Source organism: Streptomyces alanosinicus (genome assembly GCF_014650595.1).
In the GTDB taxonomy this organism is placed as follows: Bacteria; Actinomycetota; Actinomycetes; order Streptomycetales; family Streptomycetaceae; genus Streptomyces; species Streptomyces alanosinicus.
The window spans coordinates 272,831-294,720 of sequence record NZ_BMVG01000002.1 but is presented as its reverse complement, the minus strand read 5'-3'; the positions used below and the strand labels follow the sequence as shown (position 1 = coordinate 294,720).

The following is a 21,890-nucleotide window of genomic DNA, read 5'->3' as shown; positions in this document are numbered from 1 at the left end:
CATGCTGACTCCCGTCACCGACGCCGCCGGCGCGCCCTTCTGGGAGTACGCCGCCCGGGGCGAACTGCGCGTCCAGGCCTGCGGCGACTGCGGCGAGCCGCGGTTCCCGCCCCGGCCCTGCTGCCCGCACTGCCAGTCCTTCGCGGCAAAGTGGCGGCCGGTGTCCGGGCAGGGGCGGGTGTGGTCGTACGTCGTGCCGCATCCGCCGCTGCTGCCCGAGTACGCGGCGCAGGCGCCGTACAACGTGGTCGTGGTGGAGCTGGCGGACGCGCCGCGGATCCGGCTGGTCGGCAATGTGGTCAGCCGCGCGGGGGCACCGCTCGGCTCCGTCGATCCGGGGCGGCTGCGGATCGGCGCCCGGGTGCATGTCGTCTTCGGGGACGGCGGGCTGCCGCAGTGGGTGCTGGCGTGAGCACCGTGCGGCTGGCGGCCGACAAGGACAGCGGGGTCGCCGTCGTCACCCTGGAGCGGCCCGCGCGGCTCAACGCCGTCGATCTGGACATGGTGCGCGAACTCACCGGGATCTGGCGGGCGTTGCGGTTCGACGACTCGGTGCGGGCGGTCGTGCTGACCGGGAGCGGGGAGCGGGCGTTCTGCACCGGGATCGACCGGGACGTCGTCGTGCCGCAGCCCTCCTCGCCGTACATGCTGGACGATCCGCTGCTGACCGTCGGGCCGAAGGCGAACGGCCTGTGGAAGCCGGTCGTGGCCGCCGTGCGCGGGATGGCCTGCGGGGGTGCCTTCTATCTGCTGGGCGAGTGCGAGTTCGTCGTCGCCGATCCGACGGCCGTCTTCTTCGATCCGCATACGACGTACGGCATGGTCAGCGCGTACGAGTCCATGCTGATGGCGGGGCGGATGCCGTACGGGGAGGCGGCCCGGATGACGCTCATGGGGACCGCCGAGCGGCTCTCGGCCCGGCGGGCGCACGAGATCGGGCTGGTCAGCGAAGTCACCGAGGAGGGCGGGGCGTTGGCCGCCGCCGTGCGCTGCGCCGCCGTCATCGCCGGGTATCCGCCGGAGGGGGTGCAGGGGACCGTACGGGCGCTGTGGGCGGCGAAGGAGGCGGCCCGCGCGCAGGCGTTCGCGCAGGCACCGCATCTGATCGCGCTCGGCAATCTGCCGGCCGAGCGGCAGACGGAGCTGTTCCGCGGCAGGGACCGCACCGAGCCGCGGACCCGGTGAGTGACCGCGTGGCGGAGAACGCGCGCCGGGGGTAGCGTCAGCCCTGGGACGGCCGCCGTCTGGAGCCCTTCCGTGACACACCGGTACGACGGCCGTCGCACCAGCCCTCGCACGGTTACGCCGTGCGGGCCGTGCCCGTCCCCTTCTCCGCGTCCAGCGCGTACACGCACCGGTCCTTGCTGCACGCGTACACCACGCCGTCCTTGACCACCGGGGCGCCGGTGATCTCGCCGCCCGTCGCCAGCTTCCAGCGCAGCCGGCCGTCGTCGGACTTCAGGGTGTAGAGGAGGTGGTCGGTGGAGCCGAAGTGGATGCGGCCCTCCGCCACCGTCGGGGCGCCCACGACGTCGCCGCCCGCCTGGAAGCGCCACTTGGGAGTGCCGGTGACCGCGTCCAGCGTGTACAGGCCCTTGCCGCTGCCGACGTGCACATGACCGGCCGCCACCAGCACCGGCTCGACGGAGGAGCGGGCCTCGGTCGCGATCCGCCAGCGGTCACGGCCGTCGGTGGCGTCGAGGGCGTAGACCGTGCCGAGGTAGTCCGCCAGATAGACACCGCCGCCCGTCACCGCCGGGCCCGGGGCGAAGGCCGGCGGGCACAGGAAGACGGCCGGCGCCTCGAAGTGCCAGCGGACCATCCCGCTCGCCGCCTCGATGGCGAGGACGCGGGTGCCCGCGGAGACGTACACATAGCCGTCGGCGGCCGGGGCGAGGCGGACCGGCACACCGCCGCAGGAGGCCGCGTCGCCGACCGGGTACGACCAGCGTTCCTCGCCGGTGCGGGCCTCCAGGGCGCGCAGCCGGGCGTCCTGCCAGACATAGACCGTGCCGTCGTGGACGAGCGGGCCCGCCTCGGGCGACTCGAAGTCGGTCTGGCAGCCGGCGATCTCCCACAGCTTCTGCCCGTTCGCGGCCTCCCAGGCCTGGACGCCGCCGCCCCGGGTGCCGGTGACGACCGTGCCGTGGTCGGCCTTGAGGGCGTACACCCAGGCGTCGACGGACAGCCGCCACAGATCGGTGCCCTCGCGGGCGTCCAGGGCGAACAGGGACGGCCCGTCGGAGGCGTGGATACGGCCGTCGGACACCGCCATCGACCAGGCGACGTCCCGCGTCTTGAAACGGCGCCGGCCGGTGGCCACGTCCAGGGCATGCACCTCGAAGGAGTTCACATAGACCAGGTCGCCGTCGACGGACGGGGTGCCCCAGACCTCGTTCGACATGCGGAAGCGCCAGGGCCGCCAGCCGTTCGCCGTCTCCGGCGGCTGGGGCGGGGCGGCCGGCAGGGCGGTGTCGGCGCCGGCGACACCGGGGCGCGGGCGGGACCAGCTGGCGACCAGGCCGGCCTCCGGCGGCGGGGCCTTGACGGCGGCGGCGCGGGCATCGGCGACGCGCGGGCCGGGGCCGATGGGCACCTGGGCGCCGGCCAGCCGGACCGGGCCGTTGTCGGGGGCGCCCACGGAGACGGGCGGGGCCTGCGGGACCGGTGCGACGGACGGGTCGTACGAGGACGGCGGGCCGGCCGGGCGGGCTGTGCTGCGCGGGCCGCCTGCGACGGCGGCCGGGGCCGGGGCCGGCTTGGCGGCACGGCCGCCGCGCCGGGTCTCGATGAGGGCGACCGCCTTCTCGGGCAGCCAGGCGGAGGCGGTGCCGCTGTCGTCGGTGCCGGAGCCGAAGAGGTGGGGGGCCAGCTGGGCCTGGAGGTCGGCCGGGCTCGGCCGGGCCGAGGCCTCCATCTGCATACAGACCTCGATGAGCGGGCGCAGCTCGTCGGGCAGGCCGGTGAGGTCGGGGCCCTCGCGCAGCAGCATGAAGACCGTCTCGACCGGGTTGGCGCCATGGAAGGGCGGGTGACCGGTGGCCGCGAAGACCAGCATGGAGCCGAGCGAGAAGACATCGCTGGCGCCGGTGACGCTGCGGGAGTCCTTGGCCTGCTCGGGGGACATATAGGCGGGGGTGCCGACGGCGACGTTCGTCATGGTCAGGCGGGTGTTGGAGACACCGGAGGCGATACCGAAGTCGATCACCCGCGGGCCGTCCTCGACCACGAGGACGTTGGACGGCTTCAGGTCGCGGTGGACCAGCCCCGCGCCGTGGATGGACTGGAGGGCCTCCGCCACGCCCGCGGCGAGCCAGCGCACGGCCTGGGCCGGGAGCGGCCCGCAGTCGTTCACTATTTCCTCGAGGGAGGGCGCGGGGACGTACGCGGTCGCGAGCCACGGCACGGCGGCGCGCGGGTCGGCGTCGACGACGGCCGCCGTGTAGAAGCCGGAGACCGCGCGGGCCGCCTCCACCTCACGGGTGAAGCGGACCCGGAAGAGCTGGTCCTCGGCGAGTTCGGTGCGCACCGTCTTGATCGCCACGCGCCGGCCGGACGCCGAGCGCGCGAGATAGACCAGCCCCATGCCGCCGGCACCCAGCCGGCCCAGCACCTCGAACGGCCCGATCCGCCGCGGATCGTGCTGCGTCAGCTGATCCACCACTTGCCTGCCACCTCCCCGTACGAGCCGCGCCACCCACATATGTACGCGGCCGAAGTGCAGCGTCTCACCACCGCTCCGCCATATCGGCGCACACCCCGATTCTTCCTGGCCGGGCGCCCGGTTGCGAACCCGGTGACAATCGGGGTGTCACGTGACTAATCCATCTAAAGCGGACTAATCACCGCTGTAGCAGTGCGAACGACGCCCCCTGATTGTCGGTGACGACGGCCACTGCTCCGTACGAGGTGTCGAAGGGTGGCGCCTGCACCCGGCCGCCGAGCCGCTGTACGGCCCCCAGCGCGGCGTCGAGGCCGTCGACCCGGAAGTGGGCGAGGAAGTGCGGGGGCATCTCGGCCGGGAAGACCTCGGTCACCTCGGCCCGGCCGAAGTCGGGCCGGGCGCCCTCGCCGAACAGGGCCTCATGGAAGAGACCGCCGTAGAAGGTGTTGGCGACGGCCGTGTCCCGCGCGTACAGCTGCGCCCAGACGAAGCTGCCGGGCCGGTGGCGCCGCCCGAACCCGCGGTGCGTACCCGCCTGCCACAGCCCGAACACCGCGCCCTCGGGGTCGGCGGCGAGGGCGGCCACCCCGAGGTCGCCGACCGGGAACGGGTCCAGGACCAGCCGCCCGCCGGCCGCGGTGATCCGCCGGCCGAGGGCGACGGCGTCCGGGGTGGCGAAGGACACCGTCCAGACGGTGGGCATCCGGCCGTCCATCTTGGGCGCCAGTGAGGCGACCGGCACCCCGCCCAGCAGGGCCCACACGGAGGAGCCGTAGGCGTCCTCGAAGGTCCACCCGAAGAGCTCGCCGTAGAACCGCTTGCCCGCCTCGACATCGGCGAGCTGGGCGTCCACCCAGCAGGGCACACCCTCCCCGTACGCCTCGTCCTTCTCGCCCGCCTCCACCACTTCCCCCTCAAACACTTCTTCCCCCACTTCCTCCCCCTCCGCCACTTCTGCCTCTTCGTTCGGGGATGCCCTGTTTTCGGCCATGCCGCAAAAGTAACCGGGCCGCGCGCACCGCGCAGACCAGGCACACCCCTCTCAGAGCACCCATGCACCCCATTTGCACTCGGCCGAATCGCGCTCCGATCACCCCTCGGTAAGCTGACGGCATGACAGGACAAGTGCGTACCGTCGACGGCCGCGTGGCCGGCCGGCGTGGGCAGGCGACCCGGCAGAAGCTGCTCGACTGCCTCAGCGAGATGCTCAGCTCCTCCCCGTACCGGGACGTCAAGGTCATCGATGTCGCCCGGAAGGCGGGCACTTCGCCCGCGACCTTCTACCAGTACTTCCCGGACGTCGAAGGCGCCGTCCTGGAGATCGCCGAGCAAATGGCGGCCGAGGGCGCCGGTTTGACCGAACTGCTCGAAGGGCGGTCCTGGGCCGGGAAGTCCGGATGGCAGACGGCGCAGGAACTCGTCGACGGGTTCCTGGAGTTCTGGCGCAAGAACGACGCCATCCTCAGGGTCGTCGACCTCGGCGCGGCCGAGGGGGACAAGCGGTTCTACAAACTCCGCATGAAAATCCTGAACTCGGTGAACAACTCCCTCGCGGACGCCATCACCGCATTGCAGGACAAGGGCAGGGTGGACAAGGACGTGAACCCGGCGGCGGTGGCCGGCTCACTGGTCGCGATGCTCGCGGCCGTGGCGGCACACCAGAAGGGTTTTTCGTCCTGGGGTGTGAAACAGGCCGAACTGAAGCCGAACCTGGCGCTGTTGGTGCACCTTGGTGTGACCGGAAAGAAGCCGACGAAGTAGGCAAGCGCCTCTCCTTTTTCCCGGCTCCTCTCCGGCCTCTCCCCGGGCTCTCCCCGGGCTCTCCCCGGATTTCCTGGCCCCAAGTCCTGTCTGGCAGGCGGTGGTTGACCCGCATCGCGCGGTCGAGCCACCGCCTGCGCCGCTATGCGCACTCATACGCGCTCATGCGGGCAGCGGACGGTCCCGTACGACGTGCTTCATCACCAGCGTCGAGGTGAGTCGCTGCACCCCGGGCAGGGTCGCGAGGCGCTCGTCGTACAGCCGCTGGAAGGCCGCGAGGTCGGCGGTGGCGATACGCAGCAGATAGTCGGGCTCGCCGAACAGCCGCTGGGCGTCGAGGACGTGCTCCAGCTCGCCGACCGCCCGCTCGAACTCGGCGACCGTGTCCCGGTCCTCCTGCCGCATGGACACGAAGACCAGCGCCTCGAAGTTCAGCCCGAGGGCGCCCGCGTCCACCACGGCCCGGTATCCCTGGATGGCCCCGGAGCGCTCCAGCTCGCGCAGCCGGCGGTGACAGGGCGAGACGCTCAGGCGCACCCGGGCGGCCAGCTCGGTCACGGTCAGCCGCCCGTCCTGCTGAAGCTCGGCAAGGATTTTCCGGTCCACGTCGTCCATGGGGAAGATTCTCCCCCAGAACTTCGGATCATGGGCAAACTTCGGAAACACTTTCGGGCCAATCGCGCCTAATGTCCCCGATATGGACTCGGGACTCCTTTTCTCCTTCCTCGCCGTGGACCTGCTGCTGGTGTGTGTGCCGGGCGCCGACTGGGCGTATGTCATCGCGACCGCGCTGCGCGGCCGCTCGGTGCCGCGCGCGGTGGCCGGCCTGGTCTCCGGCTACGCCCTGCACACCGTCCTGGCGACAGCGGGCCTCGCGGTCCTGGTGGCGGGCTCCCCGAAGCTTCTGACGGCCCTGACGGTCGCCGGCGCGGGCTATCTCCTCTGGCTGGGCTGGAGCGTGCTGCGCCGCCCGGCGATCCCGGGCCCGGACGAGGCCGCCACGCAGTCCGGCCGGTCCGGGCACTCCGGCCGGTCCGGCCGGTCCGGCGAGGGGCGGCTCTTCCTGCGCGGCGCGACGATCAGCGGCCTGAACCCCAAGGGCCTGCTGCTCTACCTCTCCGTCCTCCCCCAGTTCCTCACCCTCCACGGCCCCCACCTGCCCGTCCCCGCCCAGACGGCGGCACTGGGGCTGCTGCACATGGCGTGCTGCGCGGCGGTGTACCTCACGGTCGGCGTCCTGGCCCGCGCACTGCTGTCCGCGCGGCCCGCGGCGGCTCGGGCGGTGACGAGGACGTCGGGGGCGGCGATGCTGGGAATCGGAGCGGTTCTCCTGGCGGAGCGCCTGGCCACGTTGTGAGTTCGGCTGTTTTTCGGGTGCGGGTGCGTTGGGGCTGGTCGCGCAGTTCCCCGCGCCCCTTCAGGGCGCTTCGGTGAGCCGGAACAGGCGGAGCCGGCGTGTCACCCGGGACTGGTACGTGGCGTACGGGGGCCAGAAGAGCAGGAGTGCGGCCCAGGCGGCGGCCCGCTCCTCGCCGGTGAGCAGCCGGGCCGTGACCGGGATGTCCCGTCCCCGCCAGTTGATCGAGGCCTCGGGGTGGGACAGCAGGTTGTGGGTCCAGGCGGGGTGCCCGGTCCGCCCGAAGTTGGAGCCGACCAGGAGCCAGGTCCCGCCGTCCTTCTCCGGCATGCACGCGAGCGGGGTACGGCGGGGCTGTCCGCTGCGGGCGCCGGTGGACGTGAGGATCACGCCGGGCAGCATCCGGGCGCTGAGCAGGATCCGGCCGCCGGTCAGGCGGTGCACGCCCCGGTCGAGCGCGGGGATCATGTGCGGGGCGACCTTCGCGAAGGCGCGGGTGGACGACATCCGCTGCACGAGGCGCACACCGAGGCCGGCCATCAGACGGCCGCCTCGCCGCCCGCGAAGAGACCGGCGACCTCCGCGGCCCGGTCCCGCAGCCGGTGCACCGGCCCGAACAGCAGCTCGTCCCCGGCCGCCCGCTTGAAATACAGCTGCGCCTCGTGCTCCCAGGTGAACCCGATCCCCCCGTGCAACTGGATCCCCTCGGCCGCGGCCCCCCGCAGTGCCTCCAACGCCTGGGCGAGCGCGAGCCCCCCGACCCGCTCTCCATGTGCCGGGGCGAGCGTCGAGCGCGGGCCGGAAGCCGCCGACGGCGGGGCCGAGGCGGCGGCCCACGCCGCGTAGTACGCCGCCGACCGTGCCGCCTGCACCGCCACATACACATCGGCCAGCCGGTGCTTGACCGCCTGGAAGGAGCCGATCGGCCGGCCGAACTGCTCGCGCTGCCCAACGTACTCCACGGTCCGCTCCAGCACCCGGTCACCCGCCCCGACGGCCTCGCAGGCGAGCACCGCGGCAACGCGGTCACCGAGCGCGGCGAGCGCGGGGAGCACGTCGGCCTCCTCCTCGCCCAGCAACTCGGAGCGCACGTCCCGGAGTTGGACCCGTGCCTGCGGACGCGTCGCGTCGAGCGCGGTCTGCCGGGTCCGTACGACACCGGGCGCGTCCCCCGCGACCAGGAAGAGCCGGGTCCGGGCCCGGGCGAAGCCCCCGGTGTGCGCGGCGACGAGCAGCAGCCCCGCACTGTGCCCGTCCAGCACCTGGTCGACCTGCCCGTACAGCAGCCAGCCGCTCTCCGCCCGCCGCGCCTGGACCCCGCCGGCCCGCCCGCCACCGGCGCTGAACGCCTCGTTGTCGCAGGTCAGCGCGAGCGCGGTGGTGAGGGAGGGGGCGGTGACGGCAAGCGCTGCGGTGCAGCTGCCGGCCGCCAGCCGGGGCAGCAGCTCCGCGCGCTGCGCGTCCGTCCCGAGGGCGAGGACCAGCGGGGCGACGAGGACGGACGTGGCCAGCAGCGGGGAGGGGGCGAGTGCCCGGCCGGTCTCCTCGCAGGCGAGGGCCAGCTCGGTCACCGAGCAGCCGACACCGCCGTACCGCTCGGGCAGGGCGAGCCCCGGCAGGCCGAGCGGGTCGGCGAGCGCGGACCACAGAAGGGGGTCGTGCCCGGCGGGGCTGTCGACGGCGGTCCGCAGCTCCGCCGGGCCGCACCGCTTGTGCAGCAGCTCGCGCAGGGTGCGGCGGATCTCGTCCTGCTCGGCGGTGAGGCGCGTGTCCATGGCCTTCCCTCCATATCTGACGGTGCGTCATATTAGGAGGGCCGCAGCGATATGCCCAGGGGGAGGAGCCCTTCATGAGTCGCGGAAGCCGGAAAGTCGCCGTGGTCGGTGTGGCCCTCTCCGACTGCGGGCGCGTCGACGACGCCACCGCGTACGCCCTGCACGCACAGGCGGCCCGCCGCGCCCTCGCGGACGCCGGTCTGGACCGCGCCGTGGTCGACGGCTTCGCCTCGGCCGGCCTCGGCACACTCGCCCCCGTGGAGGTGGCCGAGTATCTGGGCCTGCGCCCCACCTGGGTGGACTCCACCTCGGTCGGCGGCTCGACCTGGGAGGTCATGGCGGCGCACGCGGCGGACGCGATCGCGGCGGGCCACGCCGAAGCCGTCCTCCTCGTCTACGGCTCCACCGCCCGCGCCGACATCAAGGCGGGCAGGAGGACCGGCGACCTCTCCTTCGGCGCCCGCGGCCCCCTCCAGTTCGAGGTCCCCTACGGCCACACGCTGATCGCCAAGTACGCGATGGCGGCCCGCCGGCACATGATCGAACACGGGACGACCATCGAGCAGTTGGCGCAGGTGGCGGTCCAGGCCAGGGCCAACGCGGCGCTGAACCCGGAGGCGATGTTCCGGGACCCGGTCACCGTCGACGACGTCCTGGCCGGCCCGATGATCGCCGACCCCTTCACCAAGCTGCACTGCTGTCTGCGCTCCGACGGCGGAGCGGCCGTGCTGCTGGCCGCCGAGGAGTACGTACGGGACTGCCGTACGGCCCCCGTCTGGATCCTCGGTACCGGCGAGCACGTCTCGCACGCGGCGATGTCCGAGTGGCGGGACTTCACCGTGTCCCCGGCGGCGGTGAGCGGTCGGCTGGCCTTCGAGCGGGCCGGGGTGGGGCCCCAGGAGATCGACTTCGCGGAGATCTACGACGCCTTCACCTATATGACCCTGGTGACGCTGGAGGACCTGGGGTTCTGCGGGAAGGGCGAGGGCGGGGCGTTCGTGGAGAAGGGCCGGCTGCTGGTGCGCGGCGGGGACCTGCCGGTGAACACGGACGGCGGCGGCCTCTCCGCCCAACACCCCGGGATGCGGGGGCTGTTCCTGCTGGTCGAGGCGGTGCGACAACTGCGCGGAGAGGCCGGGCAGCGGCAGGTCCGGGCCCGGGACGGTCAGCCGCCGAGGCTGGGCGTGGCCTCCGGGACGGGCGGCTGGTTCTGCTCCTCCGCGACCATGGTCCTGGCCCGCTGAGCGGACAGCCGTGGTCCGAGCGCCCCGGGGTCCGCGCGAGGCGGGCCTCGAACGGGCCGGGGCGGGCCGGGCCGGGGCGGGCCTGGCGGTGCCTCGCCCCACGGGGCTCAGACGAGGGCGGCGACCAGCAGGGTGAAGGCGGCGATGATGACGGCGACGCGGACGTAGTGGTAGCGGTCCCAGCGCTTCATCTGCTGCTTCCAGTCGGCAGGCCGGTTGTCGGGGGTCCAGGTCCTGCCCCGGTTGTTGATCGGGACGAGCAGCAGGACCGACATGATCACGCTGAGGAGCAGCAGCGCTGCGGCGGTGACGACGAGGCCGGTGCCGTGGTGGTGCCATCCGGCGACGGTCCAGATCGCGACGAGGACGAGTGAGCCGATGTACCAGACCGGCATCACGGCGCCGAGCATCCGGCCCCCGTGGGAGCGGGCCTGCTGGTCGCTGTCCTCCGGGAGGGCGTTGAAGATCGGGTTCATGACGAAGGCGACGGAGAACTCCACCCCCACCATCAGACCGACGACCACGGTGGTGACGACCTGAAGTGCGTTGAGCATGATGACCCTCCCGATTTCTAGCATTGCTAGCCGATGAGGCAACGCTAGACCTGCCACCGCTCGATTGTCTAGCGGTGCTAGGATACGAATCATGTCGGTACAGGAACGCAAGCAGCGCGAACGGGCGGAGCGCGAGCGCCTCATCGTGGCGACGGCCCGCGAACTCGCCGAGCAGCAGGGCTGGGACGCGGTCACCACCCGCCGGCTCGCCGAGCGCATCGAGTACAGCCAGCCCGTCCTCTACGGCCACTTCCGCGGCAAGCGCGAGATCATCGGCGCCGTCGCCCTCCAGGGCGCCACAGAGATGGCCGCGGCGGTGCGGGCCGCGACCGCCACCGTGGACGGCCCGCGCGAGCGGGTCGCCGCCCTCGCGCGCGCCTACCTCGACTTCGCCGCACGCAACCCGGCGGTCTACGACGCCATGTTCCAGCTCGACGGCGGCCTCGCGTTCGCGCGGGAGGACACCCCGGAGCCGCTGAAGGACGCCTTTGCCGCGCTGCTGGAGAGCCTGGGCGAGGTCGCCGGGGACGGCGTCGACCCGGCGCTGTTCACCGAGGTGTTCTGGGCGTGCCTGCACGGCATCGCGACCCTGACCCGGACGGGACGGATGCCGCCGGAGTACACCGAGCGCAGGGTGGAGCTGTTGATGGACCGGCTCGCCAAGGTCTGACCGATACGCGGGTTTTGCCGACAGGACCTGGTCCGGCCTGGTGCCCTGGCAGGCGGGACTTTCGCAACACGCCCTAGTCCGAGTCCCGCAGGCTGCGCCAGATGCGGGTGCGGTGCAGGACGTAGAGGGAGACGAGCAGGATGATCGCCTGCAGGCCCACGGCGAGCAGCCAGAACTCGTCCCTGGTCTCCAGCTTGTCCGTCAGGAAGGTGAAGTTCATGCCGAAGAACCCGGTCAGGAAGGACAGCGGCAGGAAGATCACCGACACGATGGCAAGCCGGTTGATCACGCCGTTCTGCTCCCCCGCCACCAGCGAGGAGTAACTGGCGAAGGCCCGGCGGGTGGCGTCCTGGAGGGACTCGATGTCGGCGAGCACCATCCGGCCGGCGGTCTGGAACGCCTCGGCGCCCTGGCGCCGCTGCTCGGGGAAGGCGGGGCTCATCATCCGGCGGGCGAGGATCTCGTCGATCACCTGGAGGTAGGGCAGCAGCGCGTGGTGCAGGAGGGCGGAGCGCCGGCGCAGCCGGGCCAGCCGGTAGACCTGCTCGGGACGCCGGTCCTCGAACATGTCGTCCTCCAGCTCCTCGGTCTGCAGCAGCGCCTGCACCGCGGCCCGGCGGAAGGTGGCCAGGGCCTCCTGGAGCACGAGGAAGAGCACGGCCACCGTGTCGTCGGGCCGCTCGTGCCGCAGCGCCGCGCCGATGCCCCGCGCCAGCCCGGCCTGGCCCCGGTGCACGGAGACCAGGAACCGCTCGGTCACCACCACATGGAGGTGCGCGATCTCCTCCCCGTGGACCACGGGCACGACGAAACCGGCCCGGTCCCCCAGGAACTCCGCCCGCGCGGGCTCGTCCCGTCCGCCGAGCCAGTCCAGCTCCCCGGCGTCCAGGCCCAGCTGCTCGGCGATCGGCGGCACCGGCTCCGGCGCCTCCTCGGGCAGCTCGATGTCGACGAGCAGAAAGCGGTCCGCGGCCAGCCGCCCGGCCGCGTCCGCGACATCCGTGCGGGCGATCGTCACCTCTGGCATCGACACCACCGTTACGATCATCGCCCCTCACCGTCAGTCCCGAAGCCCGTGGCTCCGAGCGTCCCCGCGCTCCGGCCGGCGCGCACCCGGAGGCACTCGTGTGCGCCGCGGGACCGCCGCCGAACGGACGACGCGGCCCGGCCGGAACCGATCGGCCGGCGGGCCCGGCGGGAAGACCGCCCGTGCCGGCCGCTGTTGTCGCCGGCCACGGACGAACCGCAGGAGGAGACCGACATGGCGTTGACCCGCGCAGAGCGAGAGGCGTTCCTGGCCGAGCCGCACATCGCCGCGCTGGCGGTGGACGCGGGCCCGGGGCGGGCGCCGCTCAGCGTGCCGATCTGGTACGGGTACGAGCCCGGCGGACACGTATGGATCATGACGGGGCTGGAGTCCCGTAAGTACGGCCTGATCAGCGAGGCGGGCCGGTTCACGCTGATGGTCGACCGGCTGGAGCCGACGATCCGGTACGTGTCGGTGGAGGGACCGGTGATCAGTACGACCCCGGCGACGATCGAGGAGCTGCGGGAGATCGCGGCCCGCTATCTGCCGGCCGAGAAGGTGCCCGGCTATGTCGACTTCGCCTGGAAGAACCACGGGGAGCAGGTGGTCGTCCACATGCGTCCCGAGCGGTGGGTGTCATCGGATCTCGGCCGGGTGTGAGCACGCCGGGCCGGATGTGACCATGGGGGCATGGGAACTGATCTCCCGGCCCTGCTGAGGTCGCTGCGGGTGTGGGACGCGAAGACGACGACGCTGCCCGCCTTCGACCCGGACACCGCCCCGCCGACGCCGCTGGTGCTGTTCACCGGCTGGTTCGCGGACGCGGTGGCGGCCGGGCAGCCGGAGCCGCACACGATGTCGCTCGCCACGGTGGACGAGGCGGGCGAGCCGGACGCGCGGATCGTGATGCTGCACGGCGCCGACGCGGGCGGCTGGTCCTTCGCCTCGCACGCCACCAGCCGCAAGGGCCGGGCCCTGGCCGCCCACCCGTCCGCGGCCCTGGTCTTCTACTGGCCGGTGCTGGGCCGCCAGGTGCGGCTGCGCGGGCCGGTGACGGCGGCCCCGGCCGAGGAGAGCCAGGCGGACCTGCACGCCCGGTCCACGGGTGCCCTGGCCGCGGCGCTCACCGGCCGGCAGAGCGCGGAACTGCCCTCGCTGGACGAGCTGCGGCGGGTGTCCGAGGCCGCCTGGCAGCGGGCCCGCGAGAACCCGGCCGAGCCGTCCCCGACCTGGACCCTGTACCGGCTGCGGCCGCGGACGGTGGAGTTCTTCCAGGGCGACCCGGACCGCCGGCACGTACGACTTGAGTACCGCAGCACCGAGTTCGGCTGGCGCCGGGAGCTGCTGTGGCCGTGAGCGGGAGCGCAGCTCCCGGAGTCGCGTGAGCCGGGCGGCGCCGCGCGGTCACTCGAAGACGTGACGGTTCTGCCGTACGAAATCGGCGAAGCCGAGGGGGGCGCGGCCGGTGAGGTCGGCGACCGTGGACGTGACGGTGTCGGCGCCGCCGTCGCGGTAGGCGCGGGCGACCTCGATCAGGGCGTCGGCCTGGAACCGCGGCATACCGCGGCCGAGCATCATCGCGCGCGCCTCGTCGTCGGCCGGACCCACATAGCGCACCGGCCTGCCGAGTACCTCGGAGAACTGCTCCGCGGCCTCGGCGTAGGTCAGCGCCCGCGGCCCGGTGAGGTCGTAGACGCGGCCCTCGTGGCCGTCGGTGGTGAGCACCCGCGCGGCGACCCGGGCGACGTCGTCCACGTCGATGAAGCTGATGGGCGCCGTGACCAGGGGCAGGGTGAACTGCCCGGCCTCGCGGACGGACGACTGGCGCAGGAAGTTCTGCAGGTAGAAGTTGGGCCGCAGGACGGTCCAGGGCAGCCCGGACGCGAACAGCGCCTCCTCGACGGGGCGATGCAGCCGGGCGATCGGCGTCAGTTGCTCGTCGGCCCGCCAGACCGACAGCTTGACCACCCGGGCGCCCGCCGCCCGGGCGGCCTCCACCATGGTGAGTTCGAGCGTCGTCTGGGCGGGGCCGGTCGGGGCGAGAAGGAACACCGTGTCGATCCCGTCGAGTGCCGGGCCGAGCGTGTCCGGATCGGCCAGATCGAGCGTCACCGCCTGCCCGCCCGCCCCGATCACCCGCTCCGTCCTGCGCGGATCACGGTACGCCGCCCGCACCGCCGCACCGGCGCCCCGCAGATGCCCGAGAAGCGCCCCGCCGACATTCCCGCCCGCCCCGGTCACCAGGATCATCGTCGCTCTCCCCCCTTTCATCCATGATCGGGCTCAACTCCACCCATGATCGGGCTCAACCGCCGGGCTCGAACACCGGTTTTCCGTCCTGGAAGGTCAGGCGCAGGGCCATCCCGGCCGTCAGTGTTCCTTCCGCGCAGTGCACGACCTGCGTCATCATCCGCGGCCCCTCCGCCAGATCGACGACCGCGGCCACATAGGGCGTACGGTCGCCGAAGGGCGGCAGGTCATTGCGGTGGACCGTGGACCAGGTGTAGAGCGCGGCCCGGCCGCTCGCCTCCTCCCAGGTCACCTGCTCGCTCCAGCAGTGCGGGCAGAACTCGCGGGGGTAGTGGTGGGCCCGGCCGCAGGCGGCACAGCGGCGGATCAGCAGCCGGCCCCGCGCGGCCGCCTCCCAGTAGGGGCGGGTGAAGGCGTCGGGCTCGGGGACGTCGTACCGTACGGCGCCCATCAGAACCATCCCAGCCAGGCGTCGAGCGACCAGGTCTGCCAGGACATGGCGAAGAAGCCGACGAGCGAGATCAGCGCCATCATCGAGTTCTGGCCCTGCTCCGCCCAGTCGTGGATCATCAGCACGAAGTAGATCGCGTTCAGCAGCAGCCCGCCGATCAGCGCGACCGGGGTCAGGAAGCCGAGGATCAGGCCGAGGCCGAGGGCGAGTTCGGCGTAGGCGACGATGTACGCCATCAGCCTCGGGTGCGGCTTCACCATCGTCTCGAAGCCGGTCCGCACCGGCGCCCAGCGGTGTTTCTCCGCAACCCCCGCCGCCCAGGCGATGCCGCTGCCGCGCTCGAACCAGGCCTTCTTGTCCTTGTGCCGCCAGCTCTCCAGCCACCACAGACCGAGGCCGATCCGCAGCACCGCGAGCCATTCCGCGCCGTCGAGCCATATCGAGTCCATGGATCTGACGGTACGTCAGATAGCGGGCGAAGCACACCTGTGGGTCCGCCGTGAATCGGCCCTGAATCGCCACCGCGCCAAGAAGCGTGAGCAGCCGCGCACTTCCCCCTCATACGCGTGCGCTACGTCACCTGTAGCGCACGCTTCTCCACACACGTGATCAATCCGCAACCAATTCCGGTCTTGACCGAGACCCATCAACCGAGTGCGTGGTTACGCTCCGGAGCATGGCCGTCTCGCATTCCGCATCAGTGCAGCTCTCCGCCACCCCCGCCGCCCGCCCGGTCTATGTCATCGGTGCCGGTCCGGGCGGGCTGGCCGCCGCGTACGCGCTGCGGGCACGGGGCATACGGGCCGTGGTGCTGGAGCGGGCCGACCGCGTCGGCGCCTCCTGGCGCGGCCACTACGACCGGCTGCGGCTGCACACCACCCGGCGGCTGTCCGCCCTGCCGGGCCTGAAGATCCCCCGCGGGTTCGGGCGCTGGGTCGCCCGGGACGACGTGGTGCGCTATCTGGAGACGTACGCCGAGCACCATGAGCTGGAGATCGTCACCGGCGTGGAGGTCTTCCGCGTCGAGCCCGCCGGCGACGGCACCGGCTGGCTGCTGCACGCCTCCGGCGGGCGCGAGCTGACCGGCAGCGCGGTGGTCGTCGCCACCGGCTACAACCACACCCCGCATCTGCCCGACTGGCCGGGCCGCACGGAGTACACCGGAGAGCTGCTGCACGCCGGCGCCTACCGGGACGCCGGGCCGTACGCCGGCCGGGACGTCCTGGTCGTCGGCGCCGGCAACACCGGCGCCGAGATCGCCGTTGACCTGGTGGCGGGCGGCGCCGCCCGGGTGCGGCTGGCCGTGCGCACCGTGCCGCACCTCGTGCGCCGCTCACGGCTCGGCTGGCCCGCGCAGTACTCGGGCGTGCTGGTACGGCGGCTGCCGGTGCGGCTCGTGGACCGGCTGTGCCGGATCCAGGCCAAGGTCGATGTGCCGGACCTGTCCGCCCGGGGGCTGCCCCGCCCGGACACCGGCCTGTACAGCAGGGCCGCGGAGGGCGCCATCCCGGTCCAGGACGTCGGCCTGATCAACGCCGTGCGCAAGGGGAAGGTGGAGATCGTGGCCGCCGTCGAGTCCTTCGAGGGCGGCACCCCCGGAAAGGTCGTCCTCGCCGACGGCAGCCGCATCGAGCCGGACGCCGTGATCGCGGCGACCGGCTACGCACGGGCCCTGGAGGGTCTGATCGGGCATCTCGGGGTGCTGGACGACCGGGGCCGGCCGGTGGTGCACGGCGGCCGTGCTCCCGCCGGGGCGCCCGGTCTGTACTTCACCGGATTCACCAATCCGATCAGCGGAATGCTCCGGGAGATGGCGCTCGACGCCGGCAAGATCGCGAAGGCGCTGGCGGGCCACCTGCGTACCCATCGGTGACTCTCCCGCACCCCCATCGCGACCCCCCTGCGCACCCATCGGTAACTTTGCGGCTCCGACCAGTTCCTGACATTGCGTCAGTTCAGTAATCTGACAGAGCGTCAGTTTCACTTGTGCTGTCTCACAGGAGCGGGCGGACCGATGCTTGGATCAACCCACGGCACCCTCACCACCGACTCCCGCCGGGCCCGCGTGATCGCCTGCGGCGAGCAGCGGCCCGGCCCCGTCGTGCAGAGCCAGGTCGACGACCTGGACGTCAGCGGACGGCCGCTGTACGCGGACGTCCCGGACCTGAGCCGCTTCTTCAGGCCCGAGTCGGTCGCCGTGATCGGCGCCTCGGACACGGAGGGCCGGCCGAACACCGGGATCACCCGGCAGCTGCTGGCGTGGGCCGAGCGGGTGGGCGCGCGGGTGCACCCGGTGCATCCGACCCGCCCGTCCGTCTTCGGCATCCCCTGCACCGCCTCCGTCGCCGGCCTGCCCGAACAGGTCGACCTGGCCGTGCTGCTGGTCGCCGACCCGCTGCCGGTGGTCGAGGAACTCGCCGAGGCCAAGGTGAGGTTCGCGGTCGCCTTCGCCTCCGGGTTCGCCGAGACGGGCGAGGCGGGCGCCGCGGCACAGGAGCGGCTGGCGGACGCCGTACGCCGCTCGGGCCTGCGGCTGCTCGGCCCGAACACCAACCTCAACGCCTTCGAGGACTTCCGCCAGGACCTGACCGGCCCGGCGATCGCCCTGATCACCCAGTCCGGCCACCAGGGCCGCCCGGTGTTCTCGCTCCAGGAGCTGGGCATCCGGCTCTCCCACTGGGCGCCCACCGGCAACGAGGCCGACCTGGAGACCGCCGACTTCCTCTCCTGGTTCGCCGAGCAGCCCGAGGTCGGCGCCATCGCCGCCTATGTGGAGGGCCTCAAGGACGGCCGCGCCTTTCTGCTGGCCGCCGACCGCGCCGCCCGCCGGGGGGTGCCGGTGGTCGCGGTGAAGGTGGGCCGCACCGAGGCCGGCGCCCGTACGGCCGCCTCGCACACCGGCAAGCTGACCGGCGCCGATGACGTGGTGGACGCGGCGATGCGCCAGTTCGGGGTCGTACGCGTCGACGGACTCGACGAACTCCAGGACACCGCGGCCCTGTTGGCGCGGGCGCGGGCGCCGCTGGCGGACGGGGTCGCGGTGTACTCGATCTCCGGCGGCACCGGCGCCCACACCGCCGACCTCGCCACGGCGGCCGGGCTGTCGCTGCCCCGGCTGTCCGAGGCGAAGCAGGCGGAGCTGCACCAGTGGATACCGGAGTATCTGAGCGTGGCCAACCCGGTGGACAACGGCGGGCACCCGGTGGGCGACTGGCGCGGCCGCAGGATCATCGACGCGATCCTCGCCGACCCCTCGGTCGGGGTGCTGGTCTGTCCCGTCACCGGGCCCTTCCCTCCCCTGAGCGACAAGCTCGTGACGGACCTGGTCGAGGCCGCCGAGGAGACGGACAAACTGGTGTGCGTGGTGTGGGGCTCACCGGTCGGCACGGAGGCCGCCTACCGCGAGGTCCTGCTCGGCTCCTCCCGCGTGGCGACCTTCCGCACGGTCGGCAACTGCCTGACCGCCGTGCGCGCCTGGCTCGACCACCACCACTTCGTCGGCGACTACCGCTCCCCCTTCGACGAGGCCCCGCGCACCCCGTCCCCCTCCTTCCGCAAGGCCGAGGCCCTGATGCGCCCCGGCCGGCAGCTCAGCGAGCACGCGGCCAAACAGCTGCTGCGCGCCTACGGCATCCGGGTGCCGCGCGAACAGCTGGTGACCAGCGCGGCGGCGGCGGTACGGGCGGCCGCGCAGGTCGGCTACCCGGTGGTGATGAAGGCCTCCGGCGCGCAGATCGCCCACAAGACCGAACTGGGCCTGGTGAAGATCGGGCTGACCTCGGCCAGCCAGGTGCGCGACGCCTACCGCGAGCTGATGGACATCGCCCGCTACGAGGGGGTCTCGCTGGACGGGATCCTGGTGTGCCAGATGGTCGAACAGGGCGTGGAGATGGTCGTCGGCATGACCCACGACGAGCTGTTCGGCCCGACGGTGACGGTCGGCCTCGGCGGAGTGCTGGTGGAGGTCCTCAAAGACGCGGCCGTACGGGTCCCGCCGTTCGGCGAGGACCAGGCCCGCGCGATGCTCCGCGAACTGCGCGGCCGCGCCCTGCTGGACGGCGTCCGCGGCCGGCCGCCCGCCGACCGGGAGGCGCTGGTGGAGGTGGTCCTGCGGGTCCAGCGCATGGCCCTCGAACTCGGCGACCACATGGCGGAGCTGGACATCAACCCGCTGCTGGTGCTGCCCCGGGGCCAGGGCGCGGTCGCGCTGGACGCGCTGGTGGTGTGCAAGTGAGCGATCTGCTGGTGTCGGCCCGCGACCAGGTCCTGCGTCTGACCCTGAACCGCCCGGAAGCCCTGGGCGCCCTCACCCCGGACCTGCGGGACGACCTGATCGCGCGCCTGTCGGAGGCGTCGGCGGACCCGGAGGTGCGGGCGGTGATCCTGACCGGCACGGGCCGCGGCTTCTGCACGGGCGCGGACCTGCGGACCGACTCTGGCTCTGTCTCCGGCGAGCGGATCCCCGGTGATGTGGCGCGCACCATCCGCCTCGGCGCCCAGCGGCTGATCGCGGCGGTCCTGGACTGCGAGAAGCCGGTACTGGCCGCGGTGAACGGCACGGCGGCCGGCCTCGGCGCGCATCTGGCGTTCGCCTGCGACCTGGTCCTGGCCGCCGAGTCGGCCCGTTTCATCGAGGTGTTCGTACGACGCGGGCTGGTGCCGGACGCCGGCGGCGCCTACCTCCTGCCCCGCCTGCTGGGTCCGCACCGGGCGAAGGAGCTGATGTTCTTCGGCGATGCCCTCCCGGCACCGGACGCGGAACGCCTGGGCCTGGTCAACAGAGTCGTGCCCGACGCCGAGCTGGGAAAGACGGCTGACACATGGGCGGCCCGGCTGGCCGCCGGCCCCACCCGCGCCCTGGCCCTGACCAAGCACCTGGTGAACACCTCCCTGGACGCCGACCGCGCGACCGCCTTCGCAGCGGAGGCCTGGGCGCAGGAGATCAACATGACGACGGAGGACGCCCGGGAGGGACTGCGGGCGTTCACGGAGCGGCGCGGGCCGCAGTTCCGGGGGCGGTGAGGGTCAGCCGCCCGCGCGGTCCAGGATCCGCAGGGTGGCGTCGTCCGGGTCGCCGCCCATGAGGGCGAACAGCCGGGGCGCGGACTCGGTGCCGCTGACCGACCAGTGGGTGTCGAGTCCGCAGTCGTCGTCGAGGTGCAGGAGGATGCCCGCGCGGTCGGTGCCGAACGGATCGGCGTCGGACTTCCAGGTGCCGGAGCCCGCGCACACGACGTAGTCCTTGACGTCGCCGGACGTCCAGTGGCTCTCGGGGGGTTCGGCCGGCAGCGCGCGGGCCGTGGCCCGGCCGCCGGGATCGAGCCGCAGCTCGGCCCCGTCCGCACCGCGCCAGACTCCGGCGAGCCGGGCGGAGGTCAGCCTGGGCGGCTCGTACTGCTCGATCAGACCGGTCACGGTGGCCAGGATCCCGCCGCCGAGGGCCAGCGCGAACAGGCCCGCGCAGGCGAGCGCCGAGCGCCACCACACCCCCCACGACGACCAGGACCGTCCGCGGACATAGACGACGCCGAGCGCGGGCAGCACCCCCAGCGCGGCGAGAACCACGACCGTCGTGCCGAACGCCCAGTGCCACAGCACTGTCGTCACCGCACCCCAGCCGACGGCCGTGACCACCGCCCCGGCCAGCCGCCAGGCCCACTCCGGCCCGGCGAAGCGCCGCAGCGCCTGCCGGGCGAGCGCGCTCGCGGGCAGCGTCAGCGGCACCGAGACGAGCAGACCCAGCAACGGCAGCAGCAGTGGCGCGAAGACCATCAGGCAGAACACCCCGAAGGCGCCGCCGTAGCCCGTGTCGTACTGGTCCTGGGTGGCGGTCCAGATCCACCACAGCACCCCGGCCGCCGGCAGCTGCGCCGCGTTCACCGGAACCACCGCGGACACCTCGCCCCACAACGACCGGCCGCCCGCGCGCACGTTTTCCCACCCCATTCCCGCACCCTATGAACCGCCTGCGCGGAGCCGTCCACCAGGCTTCCCATCTGACATACCGTCAGCTTCAATGGAGGGCATGATGGGACATGCGGGGGCGGCGGCGGCAGCAGTCCGGTATCTGAGGCCGCGGTCCGTGGAGCCGCTGCCACGGCCGGAGTTGCGGTGCGTACGGCAGGACGAGCGGGCGCCGGTCGACCCGGCCGAGTTCCGGCGGGTGCTGGGCGCCTTCGCCAGCGGCGTGACCGTGATCACAGCACCGGCGCCCGACGGGGAAGGGAGCCCCGCCGGTTTCGCCTGCCAGTCCTTCGCCTCCCTCTCCCTCGAACCGCCCCTCGTCTGCTTCATGGTCGGGCGTACGTCGACGACCTGGCCCCGTATCGCCCGCGCCGGCGTCTTCTGCGTCAACGTCCTCGCCGCCGGCCAGGACGAACTGTGCCGCGCCTTCGCGGTGAGCGGCGCCGACAAGTTCGCCGGGGTGCCCTACGACCCGGCCCCCGCCTCCGGCTCCCCCCGCCTGACCGGCACCGCCGCCTGGATCGACTGCACGATCCACGCCGTCCACACCGGCGGCGACCACCTCATCGTGGTGGGCCGGGTGACCGCACTCGACGCGCAGGAGGGGGGCGAGCCTCTGCTCTTCCACCGGGGGCGGTTCGGCCGGCTCAGCCCCTGAGGAGCAGGCGGACGGCACCTTCAGGCCCGCCTTCTCGATCGCCCCGAGCAGGTCGGCGCGGGTGCGCGGACCCAGGCCCCCGGCCAGCTTGACCGGGGGCCTTCGCACACCCTGCTCACTTTTGCCGCTTACGGCACTTGCGAACCCCCCAGACTGCGAGCGCGGTGACAGCCGCAGTCAGCAGGCTGGCGGGCAGTTGGGTGAGCAGACCCTCAGCTACGAGTGCCAGCGCGTTGTCCAGCATTCCCTTCCTCCTTGGTGAGTTCCGGCATCTCTCACCCAGGCTGTGCTTGCAAAAGGGCCCGTTGACGCGACCTGACGACTGTGGACAACTCAACGCGCATTCATACGAGTTCGGACGCTGTACCTTGTCCATCGGACACAATCTGACGCTTCTGGACACTCGGCTGGGACTGCTGATGGCAAGACTCACACCCCCCGCGCTGGCTCCCGGGCCACGCAAGCGGCTGAGCGATGAGCTTCACACGCTCCACCGGAAGGCAGGGTGGCCGTCG

24 protein-coding genes are annotated in these 21,890 nt (G+C 72.8%); 12 read left to right on the top strand and 12 right to left on the bottom strand.

Features of this window, described 5'->3' with window-relative positions:
* The first annotated feature begins 1 nt into the window (after position 1).
* Both IE277_RS07650 and IE277_RS07645 read left to right on the top strand, forming a co-directional pair.
* The gene (locus IE277_RS07650) at positions 2 to 412 is read left to right on the top strand and encodes a Zn-ribbon domain-containing OB-fold protein (RefSeq protein ID WP_189949779.1); all 411 of its coding nucleotides are present in this window, start codon (positions 2 to 4) and stop codon (positions 410 to 412) included.
* A complete protein-coding gene (locus IE277_RS07645) occupies positions 397 to 1,185 on the top strand; it encodes an enoyl-CoA hydratase/isomerase family protein (protein ID WP_189949778.1) in 789 nt (262 codons plus the stop codon). The genes IE277_RS07650 and IE277_RS07645 overlap by 16 nt, the downstream gene beginning before the upstream one ends.
* 115 nt (positions 1,186 to 1,300) lie before the next feature.
* On the opposite strand, the gene afsK is transcribed toward IE277_RS07645, so the two are convergent.
* Positions 1,301 to 3,664, bottom strand: coding sequence for a protein serine/threonine kinase AfsK (afsK, locus tag IE277_RS07640; RefSeq protein ID WP_189949776.1), 2,364 nt, complete (start codon positions 3,662 to 3,664; stop codon positions 1,301 to 1,303).
* A 178-nt stretch (positions 3,665 to 3,842) separates the two neighbouring features.
* A complete protein-coding gene (gene kbpA / locus IE277_RS07635) occupies positions 3,843 to 4,517 on the bottom strand; it encodes an AfsK-binding protein KbpA (protein ID WP_229881016.1) in 675 nt (224 codons plus the stop codon).
* Between the two features lie 272 nt (positions 4,518 to 4,789).
* On the opposite strand from kbpA, the gene IE277_RS07630 reads away from it, so the two are divergent.
* A complete protein-coding gene (locus IE277_RS07630) occupies positions 4,790 to 5,425 on the top strand; it encodes a TetR family transcriptional regulator (RefSeq protein ID WP_189950149.1) in 636 nt (211 codons plus the stop codon).
* Positions 5,426 to 5,587: 162 nt separating this feature from the next.
* Here the strand turns inward: IE277_RS07630 and IE277_RS07625 are convergent, their stop codons facing one another.
* Entirely contained in the window at positions 5,588 to 6,040 is a 453-nt protein-coding gene (locus IE277_RS07625) for an Lrp/AsnC family transcriptional regulator (protein ID WP_189949772.1), read from the bottom strand.
* Between the two features lie 82 nt (positions 6,041 to 6,122).
* Between IE277_RS07625 and IE277_RS07620 the strand changes: the two genes are divergently transcribed.
* Positions 6,123 to 6,782: a LysE family translocator gene (locus IE277_RS07620; RefSeq protein ID WP_189949770.1), complete on the top strand. Its 660-nt coding sequence runs from the start codon at positions 6,123 to 6,125 to the stop codon at positions 6,780 to 6,782.
* Positions 6,783 to 6,842: 60 nt separating this feature from the next.
* Here the strand turns inward: IE277_RS07620 and IE277_RS07615 are convergent, their stop codons facing one another.
* Together IE277_RS07615 and IE277_RS07610 are read right to left on the bottom strand one after the other, a co-directional pair.
* Positions 6,843 to 7,322: a nitroreductase family deazaflavin-dependent oxidoreductase gene (locus IE277_RS07615; RefSeq protein ID WP_189949769.1), complete on the bottom strand. Its 480-nt coding sequence runs from the start codon at positions 7,320 to 7,322 to the stop codon at positions 6,843 to 6,845.
* Positions 7,322 to 8,557 carry an acyl-CoA dehydrogenase family protein gene (locus tag IE277_RS07610; protein ID WP_189949767.1) on the bottom strand — a complete coding sequence of 412 codons (1,236 nt, stop codon included), beginning with the start codon at positions 8,555 to 8,557 and terminating at the stop codon, positions 7,322 to 7,324. The genes IE277_RS07615 and IE277_RS07610 overlap by 1 nt, the downstream gene beginning before the upstream one ends.
* Before the next feature lie 74 nt (positions 8,558 to 8,631).
* Between IE277_RS07610 and IE277_RS07605 the strand changes: the two genes are divergently transcribed.
* Positions 8,632 to 9,801: a thiolase C-terminal domain-containing protein gene (locus IE277_RS07605; RefSeq protein WP_189949765.1), complete on the top strand. Its 1,170-nt coding sequence runs from the start codon at positions 8,632 to 8,634 to the stop codon at positions 9,799 to 9,801.
* Positions 9,802 to 9,908: 107 nt separating this feature from the next.
* Here the strand turns inward: IE277_RS07605 and IE277_RS07600 are convergent, their stop codons facing one another.
* Positions 9,909 to 10,355, bottom strand: coding sequence for an anthrone oxygenase family protein (locus IE277_RS07600; RefSeq protein ID WP_189949763.1), 447 nt, complete (start codon positions 10,353 to 10,355; stop codon positions 9,909 to 9,911).
* 91 nt (positions 10,356 to 10,446) lie between these two features.
* On the opposite strand from IE277_RS07600, the gene IE277_RS07595 reads away from it, so the two are divergent.
* Positions 10,447 to 11,025, top strand: coding sequence for a TetR/AcrR family transcriptional regulator (locus tag IE277_RS07595; protein ID WP_189949761.1), 579 nt, complete (start codon positions 10,447 to 10,449; stop codon positions 11,023 to 11,025).
* A gap of 73 nt (positions 11,026 to 11,098) precedes the next feature.
* Here IE277_RS07595 and IE277_RS07590 read toward each other — a convergent pair whose 3' ends face one another.
* Positions 11,099 to 12,052 (bottom strand): CorA family divalent cation transporter, encoded by a 954-nt coding sequence (locus tag IE277_RS07590; protein ID WP_189949760.1) that lies wholly within the window; start codon positions 12,050 to 12,052, stop codon positions 11,099 to 11,101.
* 234 nt (positions 12,053 to 12,286) lie between these two features.
* Between IE277_RS07590 and IE277_RS07585 the strand changes: the two genes are divergently transcribed.
* Positions 12,287 to 12,712 carry a pyridoxamine 5'-phosphate oxidase family protein gene (locus IE277_RS07585; RefSeq protein ID WP_189949758.1) on the top strand — a complete coding sequence of 142 codons (426 nt, stop codon included), beginning with the start codon at positions 12,287 to 12,289 and terminating at the stop codon, positions 12,710 to 12,712.
* A 30-nt stretch (positions 12,713 to 12,742) separates the two neighbouring features.
* Positions 12,743 to 13,408, top strand: a complete 666-nt coding sequence (locus IE277_RS07580; RefSeq protein ID WP_189949756.1) for a pyridoxine/pyridoxamine 5'-phosphate oxidase — start codon at positions 12,743 to 12,745, stop codon at positions 13,406 to 13,408.
* A gap of 48 nt (positions 13,409 to 13,456) precedes the next feature.
* On the opposite strand, the gene IE277_RS07575 is transcribed toward IE277_RS07580, so the two are convergent.
* Genes IE277_RS07575 through IE277_RS07565 form a run of 3 tightly spaced genes read right to left on the bottom strand, consistent with a single transcriptional unit; the run spans position 13,457 to position 15,202 of the window.
* The gene (locus IE277_RS07575; RefSeq protein ID WP_189949754.1) at positions 13,457 to 14,302 is read right to left on the bottom strand and encodes an NmrA family NAD(P)-binding protein; all 846 of its coding nucleotides are present in this window, start codon (positions 14,300 to 14,302) and stop codon (positions 13,457 to 13,459) included.
* A 55-nt stretch (positions 14,303 to 14,357) separates the two neighbouring features.
* Complete coding sequence (locus IE277_RS07570; protein WP_189949752.1) at positions 14,358 to 14,753, bottom strand: Zn-ribbon domain-containing OB-fold protein; 396 nt, start codon at positions 14,751 to 14,753, stop codon at positions 14,358 to 14,360.
* The gene (locus tag IE277_RS07565) at positions 14,753 to 15,202 is read right to left on the bottom strand and encodes a DoxX family membrane protein (RefSeq protein ID WP_189949750.1); all 450 of its coding nucleotides are present in this window, start codon (positions 15,200 to 15,202) and stop codon (positions 14,753 to 14,755) included. Before IE277_RS07565 ends, IE277_RS07570 begins: the two co-directional genes overlap by 1 nt.
* Before the next feature lie 227 nt (positions 15,203 to 15,429).
* Here IE277_RS07565 and IE277_RS07560 point away from each other — a divergent pair, with 227 nt between their 5' ends.
* The 3 genes from IE277_RS07560 to IE277_RS07550 all read left to right on the top strand — a co-directional run bounded on the left by IE277_RS07560 (position 15,430) and on the right by IE277_RS07550 (position 19,775).
* Entirely contained in the window at positions 15,430 to 16,626 is a 1,197-nt protein-coding gene (locus tag IE277_RS07560; protein WP_189949748.1) for a flavin-containing monooxygenase, read from the top strand.
* 141 nt (positions 16,627 to 16,767) lie between these two features.
* Positions 16,768 to 18,987, top strand: coding sequence for an acetate--CoA ligase family protein (locus IE277_RS07555; protein ID WP_189949746.1), 2,220 nt, complete (start codon positions 16,768 to 16,770; stop codon positions 18,985 to 18,987).
* Complete coding sequence (locus tag IE277_RS07550) at positions 18,984 to 19,775, top strand: enoyl-CoA hydratase/isomerase family protein (protein ID WP_373310738.1); 792 nt, start codon at positions 18,984 to 18,986, stop codon at positions 19,773 to 19,775. The genes IE277_RS07555 and IE277_RS07550 overlap by 4 nt, the downstream gene beginning before the upstream one ends.
* Positions 19,776 to 19,778: 3 nt before the next feature.
* On the opposite strand, the gene IE277_RS07545 is transcribed toward IE277_RS07550, so the two are convergent.
* Positions 19,779 to 20,699 (bottom strand): hypothetical protein, encoded by a 921-nt coding sequence (locus tag IE277_RS07545; protein ID WP_189949742.1) that lies wholly within the window; start codon positions 20,697 to 20,699, stop codon positions 19,779 to 19,781.
* A gap of 82 nt (positions 20,700 to 20,781) precedes the next feature.
* Here IE277_RS07545 and IE277_RS07540 point away from each other — a divergent pair, with 82 nt between their 5' ends.
* Complete coding sequence (locus IE277_RS07540; protein ID WP_189950147.1) at positions 20,782 to 21,375, top strand: flavin reductase family protein; 594 nt, start codon at positions 20,782 to 20,784, stop codon at positions 21,373 to 21,375.
* A 115-nt stretch (positions 21,376 to 21,490) separates the two neighbouring features.
* On the opposite strand, the gene IE277_RS48755 is transcribed toward IE277_RS07540, so the two are convergent.
* A complete protein-coding gene (locus IE277_RS48755) occupies positions 21,491 to 21,619 on the bottom strand; it encodes a hypothetical protein (RefSeq protein WP_268252229.1) in 129 nt (42 codons plus the stop codon).
* Between the last annotated feature and the right edge of the window lie 271 nt (positions 21,620 to 21,890).